The sequence below is a fragment of the Ureibacillus sp. FSL E2-3493 genome (assembly GCF_038077515.1).
Lineage (GTDB): Bacteria > Bacillota > Bacilli > Bacillales_A > Planococcaceae > Ureibacillus > Ureibacillus halotolerans.
The window spans coordinates 2,328,166-2,353,874 of record NZ_JBBOPK010000001.1; the positions used below are offsets into that span (position 1 = coordinate 2,328,166).

The following is a 25,709-nucleotide window of genomic DNA, read 5'->3' on the forward strand; positions in this document are numbered from 1 at the left end:
GATATCAAACAAAACAAGGGGGTAAAACACATGACAATTTTCGAAGGTTTTTATAATAGCTGGGTGTTAGCCAATGGTGTTCGTACTCATTATTCATGGGCAGGAACGGAAGGCCCGGCAGTCATTTTATTACACGGGGCAGGTCCAGGTGCTTGTGGTGCAGCTGGTTGGCGCTTTATGTTACCTGCTTTAGCAGAAGCGGGCTATCGAGCTTATGCACCAGACCAATTATCAATGGGCTTTACAGATACAAGACCCCATGCATGGCCAGTTAATGGACATCAAAGTTTAGTAGATCATGTCCATGATTTTATTGAAGCATTATGTCTCGACGAAGTGTATCTAGTCGGAAATTCCCAAGGAGCTTATGTCGCAGCAAAATATGCTATTGATCATCCTGAAAAGGTGAAAAAGATCGTTTATATTGGCAGTAATACAATTTATCAAGCGATGCAAGAAGTACCTGAGAGAAAATTAAGATCCTTTTTAGAGGTTATCGGTTACGACTATACAGAAGAATCCCTTCGTAAATTTATGAATCGAAATTCTGTTGGCGATACAGTAGTTCCCGAAGAATTAATTCAACTTCGCCACCAAGCAGCTACACGTCCAGGCGTAAAAGAAGCAAATAAAGCATTTGATGAGTATTTGGAAAAAATGAATACGGATGCAAAACTATGGGATCGATACTGTATTAAAGATTCCTTACCAAAACTAAAAGTTCCTGGCAAATTTATTTGGGGGAAACAAGATGCAGTGGCATCCATCGAGACCGCTTATAAGCTGGAAAAGTTACTTCCAAACATTGAATTTGAGTACATTGACAACTGTGGGCATCAATGTCAAACCGATCAACCAAAACTAGTCAATCAACTCGTTATTGATTTTTTTGCCCTTACCCATAAAGAAGCTGTTACTGCAAAGTAATCGATTATATCCCATTTGAAAGGACTGATTGTATGGTAGTACTTGTTGAAAATAAAGTGCTTTATGATGAAATAATCGAAAAGGCGAAAAAAATTGGAGAAGCTGCGGAACTAGAAGCATTAGAAGCAGATCAAAATTCAACCATCTCTGAAAATATTGCTAATTTAATTCGGAAGGAAGGCATTCACCGATTAATTCTTCCGAAAGAATATGGATACCCCCAACTAGACTGGCGTACCTTTGTCGATATGGTAAGTACAGTTGGTTATCACAACTTATCAGCGGCATGGCTCACTTATTTCTTTTCGGTACACAATGCGTGGGTATCTTATTTACCCAAACCACTACGGGATGAAGTTGTTAACCAAGGTGGCTTTGTGGCGGACGTGTTTGCACCTGTAGGAAAAGTAGAAGAAGCTGAAGGCGGATATTACGTTTCAGGTAAATACAATTTTGTAAGCGGTATCAATTATTGTGATTGGGTCGGCGTTGGAGCCATGATGAAATTTGACGATGCAGAAAAGCCTGAACGGGTTGGTATTTGTTTAAAAGTGTCAGACTTAGAAGTCGTGAAAACATGGGATTCCCTCGGCTTACGTGGTTCAGGAAGTAATACACTCATCGTCGATAAAGTATTTGTGAAGCCTGAAGCGATTATCCGTTTCAGTAAAATAATTGAGTGCAGCCAACCAAAAGAAAAGGATTTCGATCAAGATTATTTATACTACAACACACCGTTCTATCCTGGCTTTTATGTAGGGTTCGCAGCAATGGCAGTTGGAGGCGCCGAACGGATTTTAGCTGAATTTGAAAAACATACAGCTGGACGAATTCGATTCTCCGGTGTTGTAGAAAAAGAATCCCCTACAAGTCAACGGGTGTTAGCTGAATTAAGCTTAGAGATGGAGGCTGCGAAAGCGCTATTAAATCAATACATTATCATGATGGAACAAGATAAAGGCGGTCCTTATGAAGGGGCAAAATATAAAGCAATTCGCGCTTCCATTATCGATAAATGTGTTCATATTGGCGTTAAAAGTTTATTAACTTTAGGTGGCCACGCTTTACTTAAAGGTCATCCAGTTGAAATGTTTACACGTGACTTGATGGCAATTGCAACCCATATCACATCGTTATACGAAGATGCAATCCATGGTTATGGTAGACATTTATTTGGTATTCAAACAGGAATTCAAGGTTAATAGATAGCCCGTTTTTCAATCTACAAATGAGGTGAAATTATGGAAAAGTTTATTTATGCACCAGAAATTGCAAAACTAGGACACGTAGCATTAGTAACCGAAAACTTAGAAAAATCGTTATGGTTTTTTAAAGAAGTGATTGGTTTAGAAGAAACCCGAGAAGTCAACGGGACCCACTATTTACGAGCATGGGGTGATTTTGAGCACCATACCCTTTCGATTACTGCTGGAGAAACTTCTTACATCGACCACATCGGTTGGAAAGCAAAACGCAAGGAAGATGTGGCAAACTTTGCTCGCCTATTAGAAGATGCAGGGACAGATGTACGTTGGATTGCAGATGGTGAAGAAGTTGGGCAAGGTGAAGCAATCCGTTTTGAACTGCCAAGTGGACATCGTTTCGAAATTTATTACGATATGGAAAAACCAGCGGCTGAAGAAGGACGTAAATCCGTCTTGAAAAACCAAGTCTATAAATCTTGGGCTAAAGGTGTTTCACCGCGACGGATCGACCATGTTAATTTACAAACGTCCATGGATAATAAAGAAATCGTACAATATTTAACCGAAACATTAGGGTTCAAGCTTCGAGAATACTTCGTTAACCCGGATGATGTGCAAGTAGCTAGCTGGATGAGCGTAACAAACTTAGTTCACGACGTAGCGATGATGACAAAAAAATCAACGGGACCGAATGAAATGCACCATATTGCCTATTGGTTAGATAACTCACAAGATCTATTACGGGCTGCTGATATTTTATGTGAAAATGAAGTAGGTTTTGTTGGACCTGGTAAACATGGAATTTCACAAGCAATGTTTATTTATGTAAAAGATCCTGGTAGCGGTCTTCGTGTGGAAATTTTTACAAATAGCTATTTAATTTTTGAACCGGATTGGGAGCCAGTTAAGTGGAGTTACGATGAATATTTGAAACACGGATCTACTTACTGGGGAGATCGCCGTCGTGATGATGTCAATCGTGATCAGCCGGTAAAAGCATAAAGTAAATTTATACCACCAGCATTCCCTTATGATTTCACTCAGTCATAATGAATGTTTGGTGGTTTCGTAAGTTCTGACTATATGTCAGAAAGGGTGATGTTGTTGAAAGGTATGTTAAAAGTATTAGTTCTAGCGATAATTGGAGGGTATATATTTAGCTGGATGCATATACCCATTCCATGGATGCTCGGTCCAATTTTTTCGATTCTGATTGCCCAATTTCTTTATAAAGGGACATTAGTATGGTCTCCAAAGTTACGGGATTTCGGGCTAGTTATTGTAGGGGTAGCCATAGGAGAACAATTTAACCTAAGCCTTTTTAGTGGCATTGGCATACTACTACTCTATATGTTTCTATTAAATGTGATATTGATTGCTAGTTCCATTTTGTTAGGGTTTGGGTTAAGTAAATGGTCAAAATTATCGTTAAAGTCGACCATCTTAGGAACGATTCCTGGAGGTTTAGGGCAAATTGTCGTCTTTGCTGAGGAAGAAAAGGATGTTGATTTAGCAGCCATAACGTATTTCCATATTGTACGTCTATTATTAGTCGTTGTTGTCATCCCATTTATCGTTTCTGGTCATATGATAAGTAAGCCAACAACGAATGTCCCGATGACCTTTAGTTTAGTCGCATTAATTTTAATCGCCTGGGGTTGTGCCTATGTAGCAAAACAGCTCAAAATGCCGGTTGCCTATTTTTTAACCCCCATCTTGCTTATTATTGGATTACAATTTACGGCGATTGATTTGGCTCCGTTACCTGCACCTGTTATGAATGCAGCCCAACTATTAATCGGCGCACATATCGGTCTTATGTTAAAGCCCCATATGGTCAAGTTGCCCGTCCGATATTTAGTAGCAGGTATTTTGAGTGCAGTAGGACTAATCGGTTTAACGTACGGCTCTAGCTTTATCGTTTCCTATTTTTTAAATTACTCCTTTGCCACAAGCTTTTTAAGTACGGCACCAGGAGGACTCGATCAAATGGTATTATTAGCAGATGCCATTGGTGCCGATGTCTCCATCGTTTCCATCTTCCAAATTTTTAGGCTGCTCTTCATTTTCTTACTCGTTATGCCCGCTCTGAAATTTTACTATGGCTATACAGCGAAAAAACGAGAACAGGACCAACAAAATGAACCGGATATTATAGTAAAAGCAAGTTCATGATAAAATAAAGAAACGCTCTGATGATTAAAAAATCGTTAGGGCGTTTCAACTTAAAGTAGCTATTTCAAACATAGTTAAAATTTAGAATATGAATAGGAACAAATTTTATAATTTATTAATATATTCAATTAAATTTCTTTTGAATTTTAAAAAACTGTTACCATTTATACCGTGATACATTAAATGTCTACAACAAAATATAGCCCCTTTTTTACCATTAGGATAAATAATTTCAATAACGGGAGTTTTGCTATCTTCCAACTCTTTAATAGTTTTTCTTATTTCAATTTTATAATTTATAATTTCTTTTTTATACAAGAGTTCTATTAAAGACTCCAAACTAGTTTTACTGAAAACAATAAGTATTTTGGGAGAATACTCTAATAAAATAGAAAAAAATATTTTCTTTGCATAATCTTTTATTTCTTCTGGGACTTTATTGAGACACTTCAAATTTTTTGTTGGATATGGAATAATATTCGTTTCTAAAATAGATTTCCCAGTTTGAGAACTAACATCTTCGATGAAATTCACAATTCCAGTTCTTGTTCTAGAAATTTTAGACTTTCCATTGTCTAACCGTATTTTTTCATATTCTTCGTAAAAACGATCATAATCTAAAAGTAAATTTATGTATTTATCCATATCCATGTGTTTTTTACAGATTGGAGTTGCAGGATTAATGCCTATTAAAAAAATATCAATTTCAGTCTGATTGCCCTTACGAACGAAAGGTCGAAAATACGGTAAATCGAAATTATTATTATATGGTTTTACCATATCTTTTAATTTTTCATTTAGATGCAATTAAATAACTACCTTTCTATAATTTTTTCAGAAGCTGCAATGGAAACTAAGAAGAGTGCTATTTAAAAAAATGCTCGCAATTTAAAATTTGTCTTCCTTTTCTATTATTTTGACATTTTCTTTTGCTTTTTATTTGAGATTATTATATCCATTAATTTATCCCTATGAATTAGGGTAATATGATTACTTTCAGAAAGCTCTATAGCAGCTTTTGTAAAAAAGCTGTTTGTGACTACCCATGCTTCATTTGCGTTGTAGTATTTAATTGCTGAAGTTACTTCTTGAACAGCCTTAATTCCAACATTTTTCTTGTATCTCTTTGCTTGAACTACAACTTTCCTTTTGTCTTTCTGCAAAATTAAATCCGCACCGAAATCTCCCGTTTTAGGTGTTGATTTAACCAAATATCCTAAATCTTGAAAAAGTACCATTAGATATTTTTCAAATTGTATCCCAGTCATATTATCGATTTCCTCAATACCAGATTCTCGAAGTTTAGCTTTTCGAATAGTTTCTATTAATATAAATATGATGATTACACCCACAATATAGATAATACCTACGCTAAATGCAATACCCCATGATTTATTCAAATAATATACTCCTAAGACTATCATTACAAATAATATTCCAATCAACTCTTCAATTGGATTTTGTTTCTTTCTCCTAGCCATTTTTTTAACCATCTTTCTTATATTAATGCTAATGAATTTTATAAATATTTATAGACTATAAATATTGCTAATTAGTAAATATGAATTAGTTATTCTCTTATTTAATTTCGACTATTTATTAAATTCATTAACAATAATGAGATTAAAAATCTCTACTTTAAGTCTTTCAACTCTTACAATAATTATCATTTCGAATTATTTCAATAACACCCTTGGTACAAACGTTTCCTCAATATAAAAAATAAAAGCGCATTTTAGCGCTTTTACATGTTGAAAACCTTAAGAGGGAGAAAGTATTTGAATAAATTTCCTGCTAATTAATGTCCATTTATTCATTTTGTCCTTTACTCCATTAATCATTTCGATAGCGATTATTCACTATAATTGTTTGCCTAAAATTTTCGAACGAACAAAGGATAAATGTTTATACATCGCATTGTAGGCAGCGATATGATCCCTTTGTTTTAATGCCAAATAAATGGCTAAGTGATGCTCAATTGTAATATCGGGATCACGACGAGTAATCAAGCTGTCCGTCTTTTTATGTGCGATAAGCAGCGCCACAATCATGCCCTCTACAACGGGATTTCCTGCCGCCGCTGCAATAATACGATGAAATTCTTGATCCAAATATCCGTAATCCGTATCCCGATTTTCCTCGATTAAATCAATCGTACGTTTTAGTTTCTCCAACTCTTCATCCGTAATTTTTTCACACGCCATTGTAACAAGGCCGAGTTCTAAAACCATACGGGCTTCAATAATAGCGGGCACATCATTAATCGATAAAGCTAACATCGCTTTGAACGGAGAACTACTAATTCGATCATTAATAATTGTACCATCCCTCGGTTTTCTTGTAACAATCTCTAAAGTTTCCAATGCACTTAACGATTCTCTCAATACAGGACGACTTACAGCAAATTGCTCCATTAGTTCCAATTCAGAAGGTAGTCGATCTCCAGGCTTTAACTGACCACTCATTAGCAAATTGACAATGTTATCAAGCACTTGCTGGGAAAGTGTCGCTCGTTTAATATTTCCAGCCGAAAATTTATTCAATCCTACTCACTCACCTATTCTAATCATCTATATGATTTATTAATAATTATATATGAAATAGTGCAGAATTTCTTAGCGAATTAGGCAAGGTTTTTTCGGATTGAATTCCCAGTTCGGAATTAAATATTGCATAGCTACAGAATCATCACGGGTGCCTAGTTGTTGTTCCTTATATAATTGATTTGCTTTTTTCAATTCATCCCAGTCCAACTCTATTCCTAGTCCAGGTTTCGTTGGTACAACTACTTCCCCCTTTTGAATTTGAAATGGTTCCTTCGTTAACCGTTGTCCATCTTGCCAAATCCAGTGGGTATCAATAGCTGTAATCTCCCCTGGTGCAGCAGCTGCAACATGGGTAAACATTGCCAAGGAAATATCAAAATGGTTATTCGAATGGGAGCCCCATGTATACCCCCACTCATGGCAAAGTTGCGCCACTTTTACCGATCCTTCCATTGTCCAAAAGTGGGGATCAGCTAAAGGAATATCAACGGACTGTAAACTATGGGCATGACCGAATTGACGCCAATCTGTTGCAACCATGTTCGTCGCAGTTTTTAATCCTGTGCGTCGTTTAAATTCCGCCATTATTTCACGAGAAGAATAGCCATGTTCAGCACCACATGGATCTTCAGCATATGCAAGTAAATGACCGCGCTTTTTCATCACGTTAACTGCTTCTTCTAACGTCCAACCACCATTCGGATCGAGAGTAATTCTTGCATTAGGAAAGCGTTTGTTAAGGGCTTCAATGGCATCCATCTCTTCTTCTGCTGATAACACGCCACCTTTTAATTTAAAATCTTCAAAGCCATAACGTTCATAGGCTGCTTCTGCTAATTTCACAATGGCTTCCGGCGTTAATGCTTCTTGATGGCGTAAATAGGTCCAATCATCTTCTGCACCTTCACCTGTCAAATAAGGTAAATCCGTTTTATTACGGTCCCCGATATAAAACAAATAACCAAGCATTTTTACGCTTTCCCGTTGTCGCCCTTCACCTAATAAATCGCATACCGGCACTTCTAAATGTTGCCCTAATAGATCAAGTAACGCTGCTTCTACTGCTGTGACAACATGAATGGTAGTACGTAAATCAAAGGTTTGTAAACCTCTCCCCCCTTTATCTTTATACGAAAATTGTTGACGAATCGATGAAAGTATCGTTTTGTATTGACCAATTTTTTTATTTAAAATAAGGGGGATCGCTTCCTCAATCGTTTTCGCTATCGCTTCACCACCAGGTACTTCCCCAACGCCAATATTCCCCACGCTATCTTCTATTACTAAAACATTCCGAGTGAAAAAGGGGCTATGAGCTCCACTTAAATTTAATAACATGCTGTCATATCCTGCCACAGGAAACACTTGCACATCCCGAATCACAGGAACAGCAGAAGTAAGTTTTACCGTTTCCATTACGATTCCTCCACTACTTTAAAATTCATATTAAACTCCCGAATTTCCTTCACTAGAAAATGATAAGTAGCAATTGCAAACAGACTATGGGCACCAATAAATAAAATAGCCCCATTAAAATTTTGTTGCGTTTCAAATAAATAGCCGATAACGAGAGGCGTAGTTATGCCGGATAAATTTGAAAAAGTATTAAAAATACCACTGTGTATTCCAATAAACTCCTTTGAAACTGTTTCCGTTACTAACGTCCAACCCAATCCACTAAAGCCTCTTCCCCACAAAACAACTGTTACGCAAATAACAGCAATAATAACTGATTGAATCCATATTAAGCTAATAATCAAAGAGCTTGCGATTAATCCGATTGTAATGGGTAATTTACGAGAAAAGGTATGGGAATACCCTTTTGCCAATAATCGATCTGAAAAGTAGCCGGCCATAAGTGAACCAATAAAAGCTCCTAACGCCGGGAAAATCATATAAAGACTTGTTTCGTATACGGTTATATCAGATGTATGGATGAGATAAAGCGGAAACCATGTCATAAAAAAGTAATTGATGACAGCTGAACAATATTGTCCAATATAAATACCTACTGTCATTTGATTCGTTAATAACTGTCGGACGGGTTTTTTATCAAATACAATATTCTTTTCTTCACGTTGCACTTCCTTCTTTTCTTGAAGTAAGGCTCGCTCCGCCTCCGAAGTTTTTGGATGCTCCAACGGCAATCGAAAATAGGTTATCCAAAGGATTAATATGAATGCCATTGCGATTCCCATCATTAAAAAGATGATGGACCAGTCATATTGCATAGAGATAAACCCAAATATCGGGACAAATAAAACAACGGATAAATATTGGGAAGATGTATAAATGGATGTCGCAAAGGCCCGTTCCTTTACGGGGAACCATTCAGCTACGACCCGAGAATTGACAGAAAACATTGGTGCACTGACAAGTCCCGTTAATGCCCTCAAAACAATAAAAGTAGTAGCCATTAATGATATAGGAAGCCATGGTGTTACACCATGGCCGAATAAAAGTACCGTCCAAATCGCTATTAATATGATATGAATTCTTTTCGGTCCAAACGTATCAACAAGTACTCCGCCTGGGATTTGAGCAATCACATATGTGAAGCTGAATGCTGAGAACATTAACCCTAAAATTACCCCATCGATTTGAAAATCTTCGCTAATAGCATCTCCTGCTATGGAGACAATTGCCCGATCAGCAAAACTCAATGCGGTGATGAAGAAAACGATAAAAAGTATTCGGTACCGAATTTTTGAATCAATCATAGGTCATTACTTCACAAAGACAGTTTTAATCGAGGTAAAGAATTCGATGGCAGCGCGTCCTTGCTCTCTTGAATGGGAACTTGATTGTTTCATTCCACCGAATGGTGCTTGTAACTCCACTCCTGCACTTTCTGCGTTAATACGTACGAGTCCTACATCCATTTCATTAATAAACGTCAACATTTTTTGAATATTTGTTGTAAAAATAGATGCACTTAATCCAAAGTCTGAATCATTGGCTAATTCAACCGCTTCTTCCATGCTTGATACTTTCATCAAACAAAGAACTGGCCCGAAAATTTCTTCCCGTGCAATTCGCATATCCGGTGTAACATTTTCAAAAATGGCAGGCGTCACAAAGTAGCCTTCTCCTTCAACCCGCTCTCCCCCTTGGAGTAGCACTGCCCCTTCTTGTTGACCAATTTCAATATAAGATAAAACTGTTTCTAACTGGGAAGCACTTGCACATGGCCCCATCCAAGTAGATGAATCTTCGCCATTTCCAACTGTAATTTTTGCCGTTTCCGACATTAATTTCTGTTTAAATTCTTCATAAACGGATTCATGGACAATGACACGACTTGTAGCTGTACATTTTTGACCAGTCGATTTTAACCCTCCGTTAATTGTCGCTTCTACCGCTAAATCTAAATCCGCATCTTCTGCTACAATAACTGGATTTTTACCGCCCATCTCAAGCTGATATTTAATTCCCCGCTCAAAAGCTTGACGACCAATATGTTTACCAACTGTATTTGAACCCGTAAACGTAACAGCTTTAATATATGGATTTGCTAACATCGCATCCCCAATTACTGCTCCTGAACCAGTTACTAAATTGATGACACCCTTTGGTAATTTCGCCTCATCAAAACACTCTATAATTTTTGCCGCTGTAACAGATGTTTCGTTAGCTGGTTTTAAGACTACTGTGTTGCCATAAACGAGGGCAGGTGCTATTTTCCAAATAGGAATTGCAATAGGGAAATTCCAAGGTGTGATCACTCCAACAACACCAAGGGAGGCACGGGTTGTGAACATCAATGCACTGGAGTCGCTAGAAGGAATTATATCTCCCGTTGAACGCATTCCTTCCCCTGCATAATAACGTAAGATGGCAACGCCACGGGCCGCCTCTCCCTTTGCTTCTACATATGTCTTTCCCATTTCCTTTGTCATCGTTAATGCAATATCGTCTAATCGTTCTTCTAATATATTTGATACCTTTAATAAGTAATCACCGCGAGCAGGACCAGCAAGGCGGCTCCATGATTTATGGGCCTCGTTCGCTGCAGTAAAGGCTTCGTTTACTTCTTCAACAGAAGACTTTTGTACGATTCCTACTATTTCAGAAGGTTTGGCCGGATTGGTACTTTCAGATACTTGACCAGTCGCTGAATTCACCCATTCACCATTAATATAATTGCCATACACTTTTACTTCTCGTTCTTGATTAGTTACCGACATATGATCCATCTCCTTTTAAATTACCGTATTTTTCCTTAGCCTTTGCAACGATAGCCTTAAGCGCTTCATAATGTTCCGGCTCTACCGGAGCAATAGGAGGTCGAACATTATTACTTACTGGTAATCCAATAATTTCCATCCCCGCTTTAATTAGCGAAACAGCATATCCTTTCTTTTGCTTTCGAATGTGATGAATCGGGAAAATAATATCGTCGTAAATTTCTTTTACTTTTTCTTTATCCCCATTTTGTAGCGCTTCGAAGTATTGCTTTGAAACATATGGGATATAGTTCGAGATGGCAGAAGAATAGGTAGCATACCCGATATTGATATATGTTGGCATCGTAACTTCTGCAAGGGGCATGCCGTTTATCCAAACAAAACGATCACCTAATGCTTGAGTAAATTCCACATTTGTTTCGATATTCCCTGCCCCATCTTTGAACCCTTTTAATTGTGGAATATTTGCTAACTTTTTTAATGTATCTAATGTCAAAATACAATTATCCCGTTGATATACAATGGCATTTAATGGTGTACTTTCGGCGATTGTTTTCACATATTCATAAATTCCATCTTGGGAAGGATCTATTAAATATGGCGGCAAAATTAAATAACCATCTATTTGATGTTGTGCCGATAATTTTGTTTGCTGTAATGCCGTCGTAATGTTTCCCCCGACTCCTGTATAAACCGGAACTCGACCTTTTACAACTTCTTTAGCTTTGACAATTAACTGCTCATATTCTTCTATATTAATAGCGTGTAATTCACCCGCACCACATGCAATAAAGATAGATTCTAAGCCATTTTCAATTAAAAATTCAATATTCCGTTGAAAAGCCACATAATCAATCGATAAATCATCGTTCATTGGTGTAACCGGGAAACCTAAAATACCTGTTGGAATTTCTTTCGTTTGCATAAAGACGACCTTCTTTCCATTTATTTAATTTTCTATTGTAATATTGTAAGACAAATATTAAGTGACTGGTGCCGGATTAAATAATGCCAAGTCATTGGCAATACCCCAACGATCTGCCCAAGTAACCTCTTCTCCACTTGCCACTTTTAAAATATATTCAAATAAAGCCGTTCCAACTTCCTCAATAGTCGCCTCACCTGTTACAATCGTTCCCGCATCTATATCGATGAGGTCATGCCATTTTTCCTTTAATGTTGTTGTCGTTGAAACTTTTATAACTGGTACTGCTTGTAAGTTATACGGAGTTCCCCGACCAGTTGTGAAAACTTGCAAATGAATACCTGAAGCTGTTTGAAGCGTTCCGCAAACAAAATCGCTTGCAGGCGTTGCAGCAAAGTTCAATCCTTTTTTACGAACCCGTTCCCCAGGTGCCAGTACATCAACAATTGGACTCGTTCCTGATTTGACAATGGATCCCAATGCTTTTTCAACTACATTAGATAATCCGCCTTTTTTATTCCCAGGCGATGGATTAGCACTTCGATCCGCATTCCCTTTTGCTAAATAATCATCATACCAAGCCATTTCCCTTATTAATGCTTCACGAACTTCTTCATTTACAGCGCGAGGCGTCAACAAATGAATCGCATCCCTTACTTCAGTAACTTCGGAAAATAGGACGGTCGCTCCTGATCTCACAAGTAAATCAGCTGCATATCCTACTGCCGGATTCGCTGAAACTCCAGAGAAGGCATCACTTCCACCACATTGCACGCCAATGACAAGTTCATGAATCGGAATAGGTTCCCTTTTTCGCTTATTTAATGTTTGAAGTTTTTCATCTGCCCTTTTTAAAATTTCTTTAACATTTGCCTCAAAACCATGTTGATCCTGCAATGATATAATATCGTTGTCAAAATCTGTTATGACATGAGGTTGAAGTTTCTCACAACCAAGTCCAATAACTAAAACTTCACCACCAAAATTAGGATGTTGTGAAAGGTTCGTAATTGTTCGGATTGGAATTTCTGCGCCTTCCCCATTTATCGCAACGCCGCAACCGTAAGTATGGATAAGGGAGATTACATCATCCACATTTTTATATAATGGAAGTAACTCTTTCTTAATCCGTTCAACTGCGTATGCTAAAACACCAGCAACACATTGAACACTCGTCGTAATGCCCAATATATTTTTTGTGCCTACTGTACCATTCCTATTACGGTAACCTAAAAATGTTCGAGTTGATGGTTCTACTGGAACAGATGTTGCATTGGACAATGGCAACTTATCAAGGGTCGGAGGAGTCGGTAAATGAATGCGACCTTCGTGGACCCATGCCCCTTCCTCAATAGGTTCTTTTGCGTAACCAATCACTTCACCATATCGATATATCATTTCATTTTCCTTTATGGAACACAAAGCAATTTTATGACCTTGTGGGATTCTCTCTTCTGCGATGATGCCTGTTGGAAAACGGGTACCCCTTTCAACTCCACCAGCATTCGCCACAATAGCCACATTATCTGTTGGATGGACTTGAATATAGAGTGGTTGTTTATTCTCCAATCTATTTCACCTCCTAATAAGCTTTACCTTTATATTCCACCAATGCATTAAGGAGAGCTTTCATATAGCCGATAGAATAGGCAAAACCTAAGCTAGAATGTTTCCAGCCAATATTTGAAAATGCCCATTTGTCATCTAAATCGGGTGTATCGCCTGCAAAGGTTAAAACATGATCTGGATTAATGCATCCGTCATATCCAACTTTGTCTAACTCCAGTAAAATTTTAAACATATTTAAATCCCCATCATCTAACATCGCTTCTTCAAAGGCACCTGCTGTCGGAAGACTTCCTCGTACGTTACGGAAGTGAACTAGGAAAATACGATTCTTTCTTCCGAAATGGTTGATTTCATCCATTACAAGGGAAGAACCACCTGCTTCAGCTCTCGTTCCGATACAATAGACAAATCCTACATTTTTTTGAGGAAAGTCATCAATGATTCGATGCAGACCAATTCCGCCAAAAGGGGAATCCGGGTGTGGCGTGTCAGATGGGTGCATCGCAACATTAACGTCATAGTCTAGTGCCACTTCCACAATTTCTCGATATGCCCATTGAAAATGACTCCACCAGCGGGTTAGTTGTTCCTTTGTTGGAGTCGGCGTCTTTTCTTTTAATAAACCAACACTCTCGCCTCGCCCAATTAAACCTCCCCGTTGAATCGATTTATAGCTTTGGGAACGACCGTAAAATACATCACCTTCAAAACGCTGTCTGACAATATTGATTCCCGCCTCTCCAAATACTTTTACTGCATTCACCGAGTTTTCCAGCTCTTTTTCACTACCAGGCTGTTCTTCCATAAAGGCAGATGTAATATTAGGGAGTGTGACCCGATTCATTTCTAATCCCCAGCTACGCAATCGTTTTTTTAACTTCAATAGTTCATCTAAATCAGGATAGCCTTGTTCTTTAACTCCTTTAAAGGAATGACCGATTCCGAAGTCGACACAATCTATTCCTAGCTGTACCATTTGCTGCAAATCCAAATCAGAAAGATCGGTCGTATTAACAGTTACTGAAATTTTCATTTAAATCACCCCTTTATTATTCCGCTGTATTTTTAACCGTTTCATAGTGATCATATAATTCTTGAAGTTTTGTTTGTGTTTCTTCACTATTTAAAAATACAGGCTCTACCCAATACTGACGGATCTCTTCTTGGAACTCTTCATTTGCTACAACCTTTTCCATTGCCTCGCTAAATGTTTGTACGACCTCATCTGGTGTATCTTTCGGGAAGCCCCAATAATATACTTTATCGATTGTCATATCAACACCTTGTTCTTTAAATGTTGGCACATCTGGAGCAGATTCTAATCGTTCTTCAGCAAGAATTCCAAGGGAAACGAAGTCTCCTGAATCAAGATAACTTTTCACAAAACCTAACGATGTTGGCAAAATATCTACTCGCCCACCTAGTAAAGCTGTCAATTTATCGGATGCACCACCAATGTCGACAATATTTAATTCAACACCTGTTTTTTGTTGGAACTCCATCACTTGAATATAAGTCATCGATCCCATTTCAGTTGCTACCGTTACCTTTTTCGGATTTGCTTTGGCGTATTCGATTAACTCTTCTAACGTTTTAAATTTACTATCCTTTGAAACGACAAACGTGTTTGCTTGGTCTAAAACGCCAGTTCCAGCAAATTTAAAGTCTTCAATCGATTGATCAGATAAGCCATAAATATCGTTTAATAACATGGAGTTATGAAAGGCTAACACTGTATGTCCGTCGGGTGTAGCATCTAACACTTTACTAACTCCGACAGTCCCCCCTGAACCTGTTACGTTTGAAACGACAAGAGATGTTCCTAATTCTTTCTCTAAATATTTTGCTAATGTACGAGTATTTAAGTCAGTATCGCCCCCCGCACCCGCTGGTACTACAATTTCAATTGGTTTCGACGGATATCCATTTTTCTCTCCTGTTGCTGTACTGCTACATGCTGCAAGTAACAATACCATGAATGCGGTAAGTAAAATTCCCCAATATTTTTTCATTCTAAATAAACCTCCCCTTTTAATTGTCTAAAGCAACTTTTTCATTTGACTGATTCGCTTTTCTCTTCGCTTGAATCGACTTGAATATTTTCCAACCAATCGAAGCTACTGTTACAAATAAGAACAATGCGGCGATCGGCTCTGTTACAAATGGCGTAAAGTCGCCTTGTGATAGCATTAAACCACGACGTAAATTTGTTTCTAGTAGTGGTCCTAATATGAATCCTAATACCATAGGTGTTAATGGAATTCGTGCCTTCAACATTAAGTAACCGATAAAGCCAAAGAATAATAATGCATACACATCAAACATACGGTTATTAACACGTAAGCACCGACAACACAAAGAATCATAATAATTGGCAATAAAATATATTGTGGGATACTTAGTAAACGGACAAATCCGCGCATACCTAAAAATAATAGGACAGCCATGAAAACGTTTGCAATTAATAGTGCAGCAAATATGCCATATACCACGCTTGCATTATTTTGAATAAGTAATGGTCCTGGCTGTAATCCATGCAACACTAGACCTCCTAATAACATGGCCGTCACTGTATCACCAGGAATCCCTAAAGACATTAACGGGATAAGGGCACCACCTATAGCTGCGTTATTTGATGTCTCCGATGCAACAACCCCTCCTGGAGTCCCCTTTCCATATTCCTCTGGCTTCTTTGAAGAATTTTTAGCCGCAGCATACGCTATTAAATTCGCTGTACCTCCACCGATACCTGGCAATATTCCAATCCCAATACCGATAGCAGCTGATCTGACGAAATTCCATTTTTCTTCTAAGTATTCTTTCAGCGGTACTTTATATTTAATCTTTTTTATATTTACTTTTAATGCTTGATAACCCCGTTTTTCCGCAACAAGTAATATTTCAGATATTGCGAATAACCCTATTAATACCGGCATTAAATCAAACCCGGCATCAAATGCTGAAATACCAAATGTAAATCGTGGAAAGGCGTCAATTGGTGCAGAACCAACCATAGCAAAACCAATCCCAAGTAAACCTGCTAAAATCCCTTTTGGTAATGAATCTCCTGATAAACTTGCAATTAATGTTAATGAGAAGATGACAATAGCAAAGTATTCATATGGTCCAAATTGCAATGCAACTTGTCCAAGGGGTGGCGCTACCATAATTAATAAAAAAATACTTACCAACCCACCTAAAAAGGATGCAACAATTGCAAAAGAAAATGCCTTCCCTGCTTCCCCTTTTTGGGCTAAAGGATAGCCATCAAATGTAGTGGCAATTGATGACGGTGTACCTGGCAGTTTTAATAAAATGGCAGGTATTAAACCACCGGAAACGCCACCTATATATAAACCCATTAAAAGGGACATCCCTGCTATTGGATGCATACCGTATGTGATCGGTAAACAAATAGCTACTGCCATCGTTGCTGTAAGCCCTGGAATTGAACCAAAAATTAATCCTAGAATAGTTCCACCTAAGATTAATAGAATTGTAGAAATGCTTAAAACATTGCCAAAACCTTCAATCAAACTTTGGATCATTTTATTCCCCCCTTACCCTAAAAATCCTTGAGGTAACATAACATAAAAGATATTTCTAAAGATGTAATACACAATGACTGACATTACAACAGAAATAATCGTAATTAAAATAAGCTTTTTCTTATCACTATCCGATAAAATAAACATTTGAGTAATGAGATAAAGAATTGAAGCCAATAAAAAACCTATCAACTGAGTTAAAAGTGCATAAAGAATCATTGCTCCTAGGCTTATACTTAGTTTTTTATAATTTTTACTATTCGGATCTTCTTCCTCTACTTCTAACCCAGTTTCACCATCAATTACTTTTACTTGTTTACCACGGTTCCGATAAGCATTTAGAATGATGACCCCAGCTGTTATAAACATTAACACCGCTATAACTCGTGGCATAAACTCGACTCCAACTCCAACGGCAGTTCCTACAAATGCTTCAAATGAAAAAGTAATTGAAAACATAATGACAGCAACGACCGCTATAACTCCCCCAGTTATAAAGTCGATTTTAGTTTGAACCATTTTTCCCCCTCCCCTTGAGCGAATTTTCTGATAAATTAATTGTAAGACAATATTACAAAAGAAGTCAATACATTTTTTGGTATCTTTTTAAATCAATAGAAAATGGTTCATTCGATTCAAAAAAAGTAAAAAAGCAGCAGATTTAATCTTAAACTAACCAATTAAGTTAAATCCGTTGCTTTCATATAAATTATTATTCCTCTATAAATTCGGTATACACAGTTCAATCTATTAAAAACATTGGATTCCTCTAATAAAATATATTTTGAAAGTAAACTAATGTTCCTAACATCATTAGCTAATACTAAGTAGACAACTCTTTTATGGTGCTCACAAAGTTTCCATGTTTAATCGAAATTCTATACTTTAACAACCATCCAAAAAAATACAGAACAGTAATATAATTTTACAATTATGCACAATTATCTACATATTATTTTTCTAATATTGAATAAAACCGGTAAAGGAGGAGAAGTTTTTGAGTAAAAAGATAAAAAGATTTCTATTTTTCTCTCTCATTTTTACATTCGTTAGTAACATCTTGATCAGTCCCTCACAAACATTGGCAGAAGAAAATAATTTACAAAAAGAAGAACTCGTGAATGTCCAATTGATTAGTATTACGGACTTCCACGGGTATCTTCCTGCATTAAATGACCAATCGAACGGTGAAATTGTCTCTCCAGATGGTCCTTTAAAGGTTGGTGGTGCTGCCTATTTAGCTACCCACGTTAAAAATTTACAAGCGGGGCATGAAAATTCGATTTTCTTTTCAGCTGGAGATGACTTTAGCGGTTGGCCTTTTACCGTTGCAGCCCATCACAATGAACCTACAATTGAATTGATGAATGCTATCGGTTTAGACTTTTCCGTTACGGGGAATCATGAATTCGATGCTTCCGTTGAGTTTTTAACAGAGCATATGATTAAAGGAAAATGTTTTGGAGAAAAAGATGTGGATAGTTGTTTCGTGGATTCAACAGGGTCACCTTTTAAAGGAGCTGATTACGATATCCTTTCAGCTAATATTCGATACGAAGATAGCGGTAAACAAGTATTAAAACCTTATACGATTAAAAACGTTAAAAATCAGCATGGCGGGACGATGAAGGTTGGCTTTATCGGACTTACAACGGAAGAGACGATTAAAGGATCTACCTCCTTTCAAGAAGGTGTATTAATAGCGGATTCTTTAGTGGAAACAGCTAATCAATATGCAGAAGAATTACAAAAAAAGGGAGTAGAAACGATTGTAGCGGTCGTTCATGAAGGTGGCACTGCCCAAAGTTCAGGTTCAGATTTCAATGGGTGTATAAATCCGAGTGGTCCGGTTCATGAATTTGCAAAAGAAGCTTCACCTGCCATTGATGCAATTGTGACTGGTCATTGGCATGCAAAATTCAATTGTTTCATTAATGATCCGAACGGAAATCCTCGACCCGTTGTAGAAGCAGCCAATCACGGAAAGTTACTAAATGAAATTAACCTTTATATTGATCCACAAACAAAGGATGCTGTTCGAAAATTAACGACATCAACAAACCATCCAGTGACACGGGATGTACAACCAGATCCAGTAATCGATAAAATTGTTTCCTACTGGGACGAGCGTGGGACGGAACGTTACGCGGAACCTGTAGCCCAATTAACGGGAGATATTACTCGTACACGGAATAGTAACGGAGAAAGCTCTATGGCAAATCTTATAGCCGATGTACATTATGAAACAGGACGAAAAGCTAACAATCCTGCTGATTTTGCTTTAACAGCAAATAGTCCATTAAAGGGTGATCTTTTGTATAACAAAGGGGCAAATCCTGCAGATCGCGATGGACAAATTCTTTTCGGAGAAGCTTGGCATGCCTATGGCTACCAAAACCCGTTATTAGTTGTTACGTTAACTGGCCAACAAATTAAACAAATTTTAGAAGAACAATGGACTTTAAAAGGAGATGGGACGGTTACCTTCAATCCAATTGCTGTCTCGGAAAATGTTCATTATTCTTACAACAAAAATAAACCGATTAATGAAAAAATCAATCCAGAAAATGTCATCATTAACGGCGAACCACTTGATCTTAACAAATCTTATCGTGTAGCAGCATTAGCCTACATGGTCATTGGGGCAGATGGTTATCCAACATTTAAACAATATACAGACCCAGAACGAGTCATGACCGATTATTGGGCATTCATGGAATATTTAGAAGAAAAACAAGTAATCGAGCCACCCGCCCTTAATCGCGTCACGTCTTTAACTGAATAGATTCTTTATAAAATAGGTCGGCGATTTTAAAAAAACGCTGACTTTTTTATAGTTTTAACTACTTCAATCTATTAACTCTAATATCCTGATATTAGAGTTAATTTGTAGATTTATAGGCATGCATTATCTATGCTTAGTTTGAAAACCCAAAAGCAGTCATTAATTAGTTTTATTAATTCTTTCTATCAATTGTTAGATATCAAAAAATTCTATCTAAACTAACTAAAAATTTAATTCTTCTAGCACACGCAACACAGTCCATTACTCGATATAAATTTATATTATTACTTTTAATAATTAAAGACTTTATAAAAGTAATTATTTTACGAACGTCAAACTTGGTTATATTAACCTTAATCCTTGAATACTTGAATTATTATATTAATATAAAGTCTAATTTTGGGTGGAAGTTTTAATAAAGTAGAAATCAATGTTTCCTTGCTTTATCAATTTCTTCGCTTGAAAAAATCTTCAAATTGTTATCAATTCTTTGTATATAAGAAATATAAAAATAAAATCCGTATAAAAGAATTCCGAAAGTACCTAAAAACGCTTTCCAGATTGTTGATTTAATAATTAACATCACTACAATAAAAATTACCAAAATAATTAAAAGAGTAATCTTTAACTTTTTTAAATTTTTCTTAAGAAAAAAATCATACATCCAAAGATTGGGCACTTTTATTAATTCCATTGAAATTTCTTTATTCATAATATAATTTATCTCAAAATATTTAAAAGTTTTATTAGTATTACTAGCTAAAAGTTTATCCTTACTTACCCATTTTTCAATTTTCCATTCCTTATTTTCTTCTTTAAAAGAAAATTTAACTTTTACTTTAAATAGATTGTCAATAGATAAAATAATGATTGAAATTATAAAAGTTAATACTATGGTAAATAAAACTAATCCTAACATTTCCCCTTTATCATTAAAATTCTCATAATGGTAAAGTAAAATCGGGAAAATAATAATACTAGATATTAAACTAATAAAAAATACTTTTGAAAAGAAAATCATAAAACGTTTAGAGTTAGAAAAAAAACTTTTTTCTATTTCACTTATACTTAAAATATCTATAGCAAATTTCAAATAACTAAGTCCAACAGAAATTGCAGTTGTAATTCCTATCCCCTTAAATAATATTTCCATTAAATTCACTAAAATTACCTCCTTTTCATTCATCTATATCGACAAAGTGGTAATTATTATTAAATATTTATATTCTATAACTTTGAATCAATTGTTTGACTAATTATGAAAACAAAATTTTAATTAAGAAAATCATATTATTACGATTGGAATAAGTTTGAAATACATACACTTTGCAAATTAAAGTTCGATTACGTAGATCAGACTTTTAAATTTTTTTATCTAAAAAACTTCATTTCCTTAATGATATTTCCTTTCACAGAGTTTTCCGAGTAAAAAAGCCTTAAAACCTGTCATGATTGGTTTCAAGACTTTTTGTTATGGATCATAATGTACAAATTGTGGTATTAATAAGTCCAAAAGGATGATAGAACAGATTTCTAAATACTTAACATAAATTAGTTTTCTCTATCTGCGGCACTCGGTGGTTGTTCAAACCAACCTTTTTCAATCATAATAGATGATGCCTCATGAACAAAACTTGCATTTCTCACTAAAGCCTTTGAATATAGTTGCCCAATATCACGTCTTCCATTTACGGCTATCGCATTCCCTAAAGCCCTAATTTTTAGAGTATACATATCTAACTTATGGAAAAGCATTAGCTTATCCGAAAAAGGCGAAAAAGTAGAAGATGTTACTAGATCATTCAAAAAAGTTGGCGAAGGTAAATTTTCTTCATATAACTTCTTCATACAATTCTCAATACCTTTTGTTGTAATGTCTTCTCCTCTTTCGAACAATTTTCGAATCTTTTCATCCTTTACTACTTGGGTAAATGCATGAATCAATGCCTTACTCGTCGTGTTACTCTCGATTAAATCGTAAAGATGGGTAATTTCTAGTGCATGCAATGATCGTACGTGTCCAAAGTAGCCATTTAAAAAATCCTCATGAACAAATTTCGCCTCATTTGGAATGGGTATAAATGGTGGTTTCATAATAAGCCCTTTATGCATTAATATTTCATTCGTTTGTTCCAATAAATCTAAAGTAGAATCCATACAATATCTAAAAAATTCTTTTACATCTTTTCTATACACGAGGGGTATAGCTACGTTATAAATACTCATTCCAGCTTTTGAAGTATATTTTAAATAATGAACATAAAATTCATCCTGAAATAAACGTGGGGCATCTAGATTTACATCCTCTTCTGAAAACCCTATAGGAACCGGATAATTTTCTTTTATAAAAATCTCTTTCGATGTTTTCACAAAATTTTCACTTAACGTTAACGCATTTTCTAATAAAGTTCTAATATCCTCATCCTTAACGTGATTAAGAAAATAAAGCAAAATATATTTAGCCATACTATTTCCCATATAAGTAGCCCATAGTTTAGCCATTTCTGCTGACGTTAGTTTTTCGGAAGGATTTGTTTTATATGAACTTAAATTAATCGGTTTAAGATTCCCCATCTTTTTCGCTCCTTTTTAACTTCAGTATGTCACCCCATCCGGTATTATATTCTGTCGTTAAATTGTGCCCTCAAACAAATTTTTATTTCATTGCTTCATTAACATCACAATAAAAAACGCCGAGATAAGTTTTCTCGACGTAAAATCTATTAAATATCCACATATTCTCTGAAAGTTAAAGCACCTGAATTATATCTCTTTTTCCATCCATACTTGACGGATCATTTCATCAATGTTTAAGTTAATGAAATATTGAGCAGCTCGTGAAGAAAGAGGGGTATTGACTGTTGTAAAATTGCCACCTTGTGTAATGGTAGTTACCATTACACAAAATTCATCTTGTGAAACCATATCTAGAAGTTCAATTTGTATAAATCTTGTCTGTTTCGTTTCCCCATCTGATTGCTGATAAAGTACATAACCAATCGGATCATTGAATTGATTGTAAAACACGGCAGCTTGAGCAGTTAAGTTACTTTTCACATGACATTGCCAAGGAACATCTTTATTATATATCGTTAATTGTGATAGTCGTTCAGGATGTGTAAACTCAACATTAAGGGTACCCTTCTTTTTCACACTACCTTTAAAGATTATCAGTTCATCTTTTATTTTGTAGCCCAGTTTCTCATAAAGTAAAATCGCACCTGTATTTTCTTTAATTGCTTCAAGGCTTGCCCGTTTCACATTACGAGCTTTATATTCTTCTATGCTCTTTTCTAGGAGCAGCTGTCCTCCCCCTTTTCTTCTAGCATTTGGATGTACAGCAGTCCCACCGTTCCATGCCACTACTTCTCCGTCATTTTCACGAAATCCATTTAAAAAAATCCCTTGTAGCACCCCGTCTTCTTCTACAATAAAGGAAGATGCCACATCTAAATCCTCATTAGCTAGACGTTTAATAAAGGTATTTTGATCATTGTAAACCGGTACAAAATAATTTGAAAATCCTTCATTCCAAATTGTAATGATATCTCCTAGTGTACATGTATCAATTGTTTTTATATTCATCCTATAACCTACTTTTCGTATAGTTTTTTCTACTTCCGAATTTAATTTTATGTTGGCATATTAGATGGAAGAACAATTTACTCGTATTCGTATCCACCTGCAACTAACTGGGGCGTAAGAGCGTTTTAATTCGTATTACTGTTCCCCTTTTCATCCTCAAAAGTCAAAATATCAGGTATTATTTAAGAGTAGGACAAGTTAAGGTTTTACAAAAAGGAGGTTTTATTGATGAAAAAATTATTGAATCAAACAGAACATTTGGTAATGGAAATGTGTCATGGACTTGTACTAGCTCATCCAGAACTTCAATTAAATGAAAAATATAAAGTGATTTCTCGACGTAAAGGGAAAGAAAATAAAGTAAGTGTAATTAGTGGTGGTGGAAGCGGTCACGAGCCAGCCCATGCAGGATTTGTAGGTACTGGAATGCTCGATGCAGCAGTTTGCGGAGAGGTCTTTGCTTCCCCATCTCAAATTCAAGTCTATCAAGCAATTAAACAAGTAGCAACTGACAATGGTGTTTTAATGATTATTAAAAACTACTCCGGCGACATGATGAATTTTAAAAACGGTGCCGCCCTTGCTGCAGAAGACGGCATTTTAGTAGACTACGTAAAAGTGGATGACGATATCGCTGTAGAAGATAGCTTATATACAGTTGGACGCCGCGGAGTTGCTGGTACCATTTTTGTCCATAAAATTGCAGGTGCTGCAGCTGAACTTGGGTTTGACCTTGCAACGGTTAAAAAAATTGCAGAAAAAGCGGCATCACAAGTACGTAGCATCGGTTTTGCATTGACTTCTTGTACCGTTCCAGCTAAAGGGACACCAACCTTCACATTAGAAGAGGACGAAATGGAATATGGTGTTGGTATTCATGGTGAACCGGGTATCCGCCGTGAAAAAATGATGAGTGCGGATGCGCTTGCTGATCGAATGGTAAATGACTTATTAAAAGACTTAGGCGAAGTAAAGGAAGCAGCTGTATTAGTGAATGGCTTTGGTTCAACACCACTTCAGGAGCTATATGTATTGAACAATAGTGTCATTCGTTCACTCTTTGAAAAAGGCGTCCACGTTCATCGCGTATTTGTAGGTAATTATATGACGAGCATCGATATGGCGGGTGCATCCTTATCGATTTTAAAATTAGATGACGAACTAAAACAATATATAGACGCCCCTGCTTCTACACCAGCTTTAAAAGTAGACGGAGAGGCAGCACCGATTCAAATGGTTCAATCAGAACAAACAACTACAACAAAAGAACCTTCATTTAAAGTGGAAATGGAGAAACAGTTTGCTAAAATCCAAGGCGAACAATTTACGTTAGAGAATTTACACTATTACATCGACAAAATGAGCGAGGTCATTATTGAAAACGAAGTATCTTTCTGTGAGCTTGATGCCCATGCAGGTGATGGTGACTTCGGAACGAGTATCGCAAAAGGTTTTAAACAATTAAAACGTGAATGGCCTGAACTTACATCCGAAACTTCGATGAGTGGATTTTTAGCAAATTGCTCCATGATCATTATGGAACATTGTGGCGGTGCATCTGGTCCAATTTGGGGCTCTGCTTTCCGCGCAGCTGGAAAAGCCATTGAAGGTAAGGAATTTTTAACGGTTTCTGATTTTGCAGAAATGCTACAAGCCGCAGTTAATGGTATCCAAACGACTGGTGAACGTTCATTTGGACGCGGTGCTGTTGTCGGAGATAAAACGTTAATTGATGCCCTTGTACCATGTGTTGATGCTTGGGGTGATGCTGCAAATGAAGGTGCAACATTTGCTGAAAGCTTCACTCGTGGTGCACAAGCAGCCGTTAAAGGTGCCGAATCGACTAAACATATTGTTGCACGAATGGGACGTGCAGGCACTGTCGGCGAACGTAGTTTAGGCTACCCAGATGCCGGCGCATACGGACTAGGTGTAATCTTTACTGCCCTGGCAGAAGATACCCAACAATAAAGAATTTAAAAACATGAAAAGCCTGCTCAAATGTTTAATTGAGCAGGCTTTGTTTTTTTAAAATATCCTATCGGTAGCGATCAGATTTACTTATTAATAAACACATCATATTTGTACTTCAATAGTTGTACCACAACCAATTTCACTTCAATAATGCGATGAAAATGTCTATTAGGAAAATCACGAATCCGATTTTCTGATGGGGTGTATATACAACTAGCGTTGATCATTTACAACAGTTGATGCTTGTGTAGTTTTGTAGGGGCAACAAAACTAAAAATCAATA

22 protein-coding genes are annotated in these 25,709 nt (G+C 36.5%); 6 read left to right on the plus strand and 16 right to left on the minus strand.

Annotated elements, in window-relative coordinates:
• Nucleotides 1–30 precede the first annotated feature (30 nt).
• The 4 genes from MHH69_RS12015 (at nucleotide 31) to MHH69_RS12030 (ending at nucleotide 4,307) form a co-directional block, all read left to right on the plus strand.
• The gene (locus MHH69_RS12015) at nucleotides 31–927 is read left to right on the plus strand and encodes an alpha/beta fold hydrolase (RefSeq protein WP_341362416.1); all 897 of its coding nucleotides are present in this window, start codon (nucleotides 31–33) and stop codon (nucleotides 925–927) included.
• A 32-nt stretch (nucleotides 928–959) separates the two neighbouring features.
• On the plus strand, nucleotides 960–2,129 hold the full coding sequence (locus MHH69_RS12020; protein WP_341362417.1) for an acyl-CoA dehydrogenase family protein: 1,170 nt from the start codon (nucleotides 960–962) through the stop codon (nucleotides 2,127–2,129).
• Between the two features lie 39 nt (nucleotides 2,130–2,168).
• Nucleotides 2,169–3,134 (plus strand): VOC family protein, encoded by a 966-nt coding sequence (locus MHH69_RS12025; RefSeq protein ID WP_341362418.1) that lies wholly within the window; start codon nucleotides 2,169–2,171, stop codon nucleotides 3,132–3,134.
• A gap of 111 nt (nucleotides 3,135–3,245) precedes the next feature.
• The gene (locus tag MHH69_RS12030) at nucleotides 3,246–4,307 is read left to right on the plus strand and encodes an AbrB family transcriptional regulator (protein ID WP_341362976.1); all 1,062 of its coding nucleotides are present in this window, start codon (nucleotides 3,246–3,248) and stop codon (nucleotides 4,305–4,307) included.
• A gap of 105 nt (nucleotides 4,308–4,412) precedes the next feature.
• On the opposite strand, the gene MHH69_RS12035 is transcribed toward MHH69_RS12030, so the two are convergent.
• From MHH69_RS12035 to MHH69_RS12095, 13 genes are all read right to left on the minus strand, one after another.
• Nucleotides 4,413–5,114, minus strand: coding sequence for a hypothetical protein (locus MHH69_RS12035; RefSeq protein WP_341362419.1), 702 nt, complete (start codon nucleotides 5,112–5,114; stop codon nucleotides 4,413–4,415).
• A gap of 104 nt (nucleotides 5,115–5,218) precedes the next feature.
• The gene (locus MHH69_RS12040) at nucleotides 5,219–5,788 is read right to left on the minus strand and encodes a restriction endonuclease (protein ID WP_341362420.1); all 570 of its coding nucleotides are present in this window, start codon (nucleotides 5,786–5,788) and stop codon (nucleotides 5,219–5,221) included.
• A gap of 378 nt (nucleotides 5,789–6,166) precedes the next feature.
• Nucleotides 6,167–6,850, minus strand: a complete 684-nt coding sequence (locus MHH69_RS12045) for a FadR/GntR family transcriptional regulator (protein ID WP_341362421.1) — start codon at nucleotides 6,848–6,850, stop codon at nucleotides 6,167–6,169.
• Between the two features lie 72 nt (nucleotides 6,851–6,922).
• A complete protein-coding gene (locus MHH69_RS12050) occupies nucleotides 6,923–8,269 on the minus strand; it encodes an enolase C-terminal domain-like protein (RefSeq protein ID WP_341362422.1) in 1,347 nt (448 codons plus the stop codon).
• Nucleotides 8,269–9,573 (minus strand): MFS transporter, encoded by a 1,305-nt coding sequence (locus MHH69_RS12055; RefSeq protein ID WP_341362423.1) that lies wholly within the window; start codon nucleotides 9,571–9,573, stop codon nucleotides 8,269–8,271. The genes MHH69_RS12050 and MHH69_RS12055 overlap by 1 nt, the downstream gene beginning before the upstream one ends.
• Nucleotides 9,574–9,579: 6 nt before the next feature.
• Nucleotides 9,580–11,040, minus strand: a complete 1,461-nt coding sequence (gene gucD, locus MHH69_RS12060) for an alpha-ketoglutaric semialdehyde dehydrogenase GucD (RefSeq protein WP_341362424.1) — start codon at nucleotides 11,038–11,040, stop codon at nucleotides 9,580–9,582.
• Nucleotides 11,027–11,965, minus strand: coding sequence for a 5-dehydro-4-deoxyglucarate dehydratase (gene kdgD, locus MHH69_RS12065; protein WP_341362425.1), 939 nt, complete (start codon nucleotides 11,963–11,965; stop codon nucleotides 11,027–11,029). The genes gucD and kdgD overlap by 14 nt, the downstream gene beginning before the upstream one ends.
• A 57-nt stretch (nucleotides 11,966–12,022) precedes the next feature.
• Nucleotides 12,023–13,534 (minus strand): galactarate dehydratase, encoded by a 1,512-nt coding sequence (gene garD, locus MHH69_RS12070; RefSeq protein WP_341362426.1) that lies wholly within the window; start codon nucleotides 13,532–13,534, stop codon nucleotides 12,023–12,025.
• 13 nt (nucleotides 13,535–13,547) lie between these two features.
• Nucleotides 13,548–14,567, minus strand: coding sequence for a mannonate dehydratase (locus MHH69_RS12075; protein WP_341362427.1), 1,020 nt, complete (start codon nucleotides 14,565–14,567; stop codon nucleotides 13,548–13,550).
• Nucleotides 14,568–14,583: 16 nt separating this feature from the next.
• Nucleotides 14,584–15,546, minus strand: coding sequence for a tripartite tricarboxylate transporter substrate binding protein (locus tag MHH69_RS12080; protein WP_341362428.1), 963 nt, complete (start codon nucleotides 15,544–15,546; stop codon nucleotides 14,584–14,586).
• A 19-nt stretch (nucleotides 15,547–15,565) separates the two neighbouring features.
• On the minus strand, nucleotides 15,566–15,859 hold the full coding sequence (locus tag MHH69_RS12085; protein WP_341362429.1) for a hypothetical protein: 294 nt from the start codon (nucleotides 15,857–15,859) through the stop codon (nucleotides 15,566–15,568).
• Nucleotides 15,811–17,082, minus strand: coding sequence for a tripartite tricarboxylate transporter permease (locus tag MHH69_RS12090; protein WP_341362430.1), 1,272 nt, complete (start codon nucleotides 17,080–17,082; stop codon nucleotides 15,811–15,813). The genes MHH69_RS12085 and MHH69_RS12090 overlap by 49 nt, the downstream gene beginning before the upstream one ends.
• A 12-nt stretch (nucleotides 17,083–17,094) precedes the next feature.
• Nucleotides 17,095–17,601, minus strand: a complete 507-nt coding sequence (locus MHH69_RS12095; protein WP_341362431.1) for a tripartite tricarboxylate transporter TctB family protein — start codon at nucleotides 17,599–17,601, stop codon at nucleotides 17,095–17,097.
• Between the two features lie 478 nt (nucleotides 17,602–18,079).
• Between MHH69_RS12095 and MHH69_RS12100 the strand changes: the two genes are divergently transcribed.
• Nucleotides 18,080–19,867 carry a bifunctional metallophosphatase/5'-nucleotidase gene (locus tag MHH69_RS12100; protein ID WP_341362432.1) on the plus strand — a complete coding sequence of 596 codons (1,788 nt, stop codon included), beginning with the start codon at nucleotides 18,080–18,082 and terminating at the stop codon, nucleotides 19,865–19,867.
• Between the two features lie 427 nt (nucleotides 19,868–20,294).
• Here MHH69_RS12100 and MHH69_RS12105 read toward each other — a convergent pair whose 3' ends face one another.
• From MHH69_RS12105 to MHH69_RS12115, 3 genes are all read right to left on the minus strand, one after another.
• Nucleotides 20,295–21,029 (minus strand): hypothetical protein, encoded by a 735-nt coding sequence (locus MHH69_RS12105; RefSeq protein WP_341362433.1) that lies wholly within the window; start codon nucleotides 21,027–21,029, stop codon nucleotides 20,295–20,297.
• Nucleotides 21,030–21,418: 389 nt separating this feature from the next.
• On the minus strand, nucleotides 21,419–22,441 hold the full coding sequence (locus tag MHH69_RS12110; RefSeq protein WP_341362434.1) for a DUF3231 family protein: 1,023 nt from the start codon (nucleotides 22,439–22,441) through the stop codon (nucleotides 21,419–21,421).
• Nucleotides 22,442–22,630: 189 nt separating this feature from the next.
• On the minus strand, nucleotides 22,631–23,452 hold the full coding sequence (locus MHH69_RS12115; protein ID WP_341362435.1) for a GNAT family N-acetyltransferase: 822 nt from the start codon (nucleotides 23,450–23,452) through the stop codon (nucleotides 22,631–22,633).
• A 228-nt stretch (nucleotides 23,453–23,680) separates the two neighbouring features.
• On the opposite strand from MHH69_RS12115, the gene dhaK reads away from it, so the two are divergent.
• Nucleotides 23,681–25,423 (plus strand): dihydroxyacetone kinase subunit DhaK, encoded by a 1,743-nt coding sequence (gene dhaK, locus MHH69_RS12120; protein WP_341362436.1) that lies wholly within the window; start codon nucleotides 23,681–23,683, stop codon nucleotides 25,421–25,423.
• Nucleotides 25,424–25,709 lie beyond the last annotated feature (286 nt).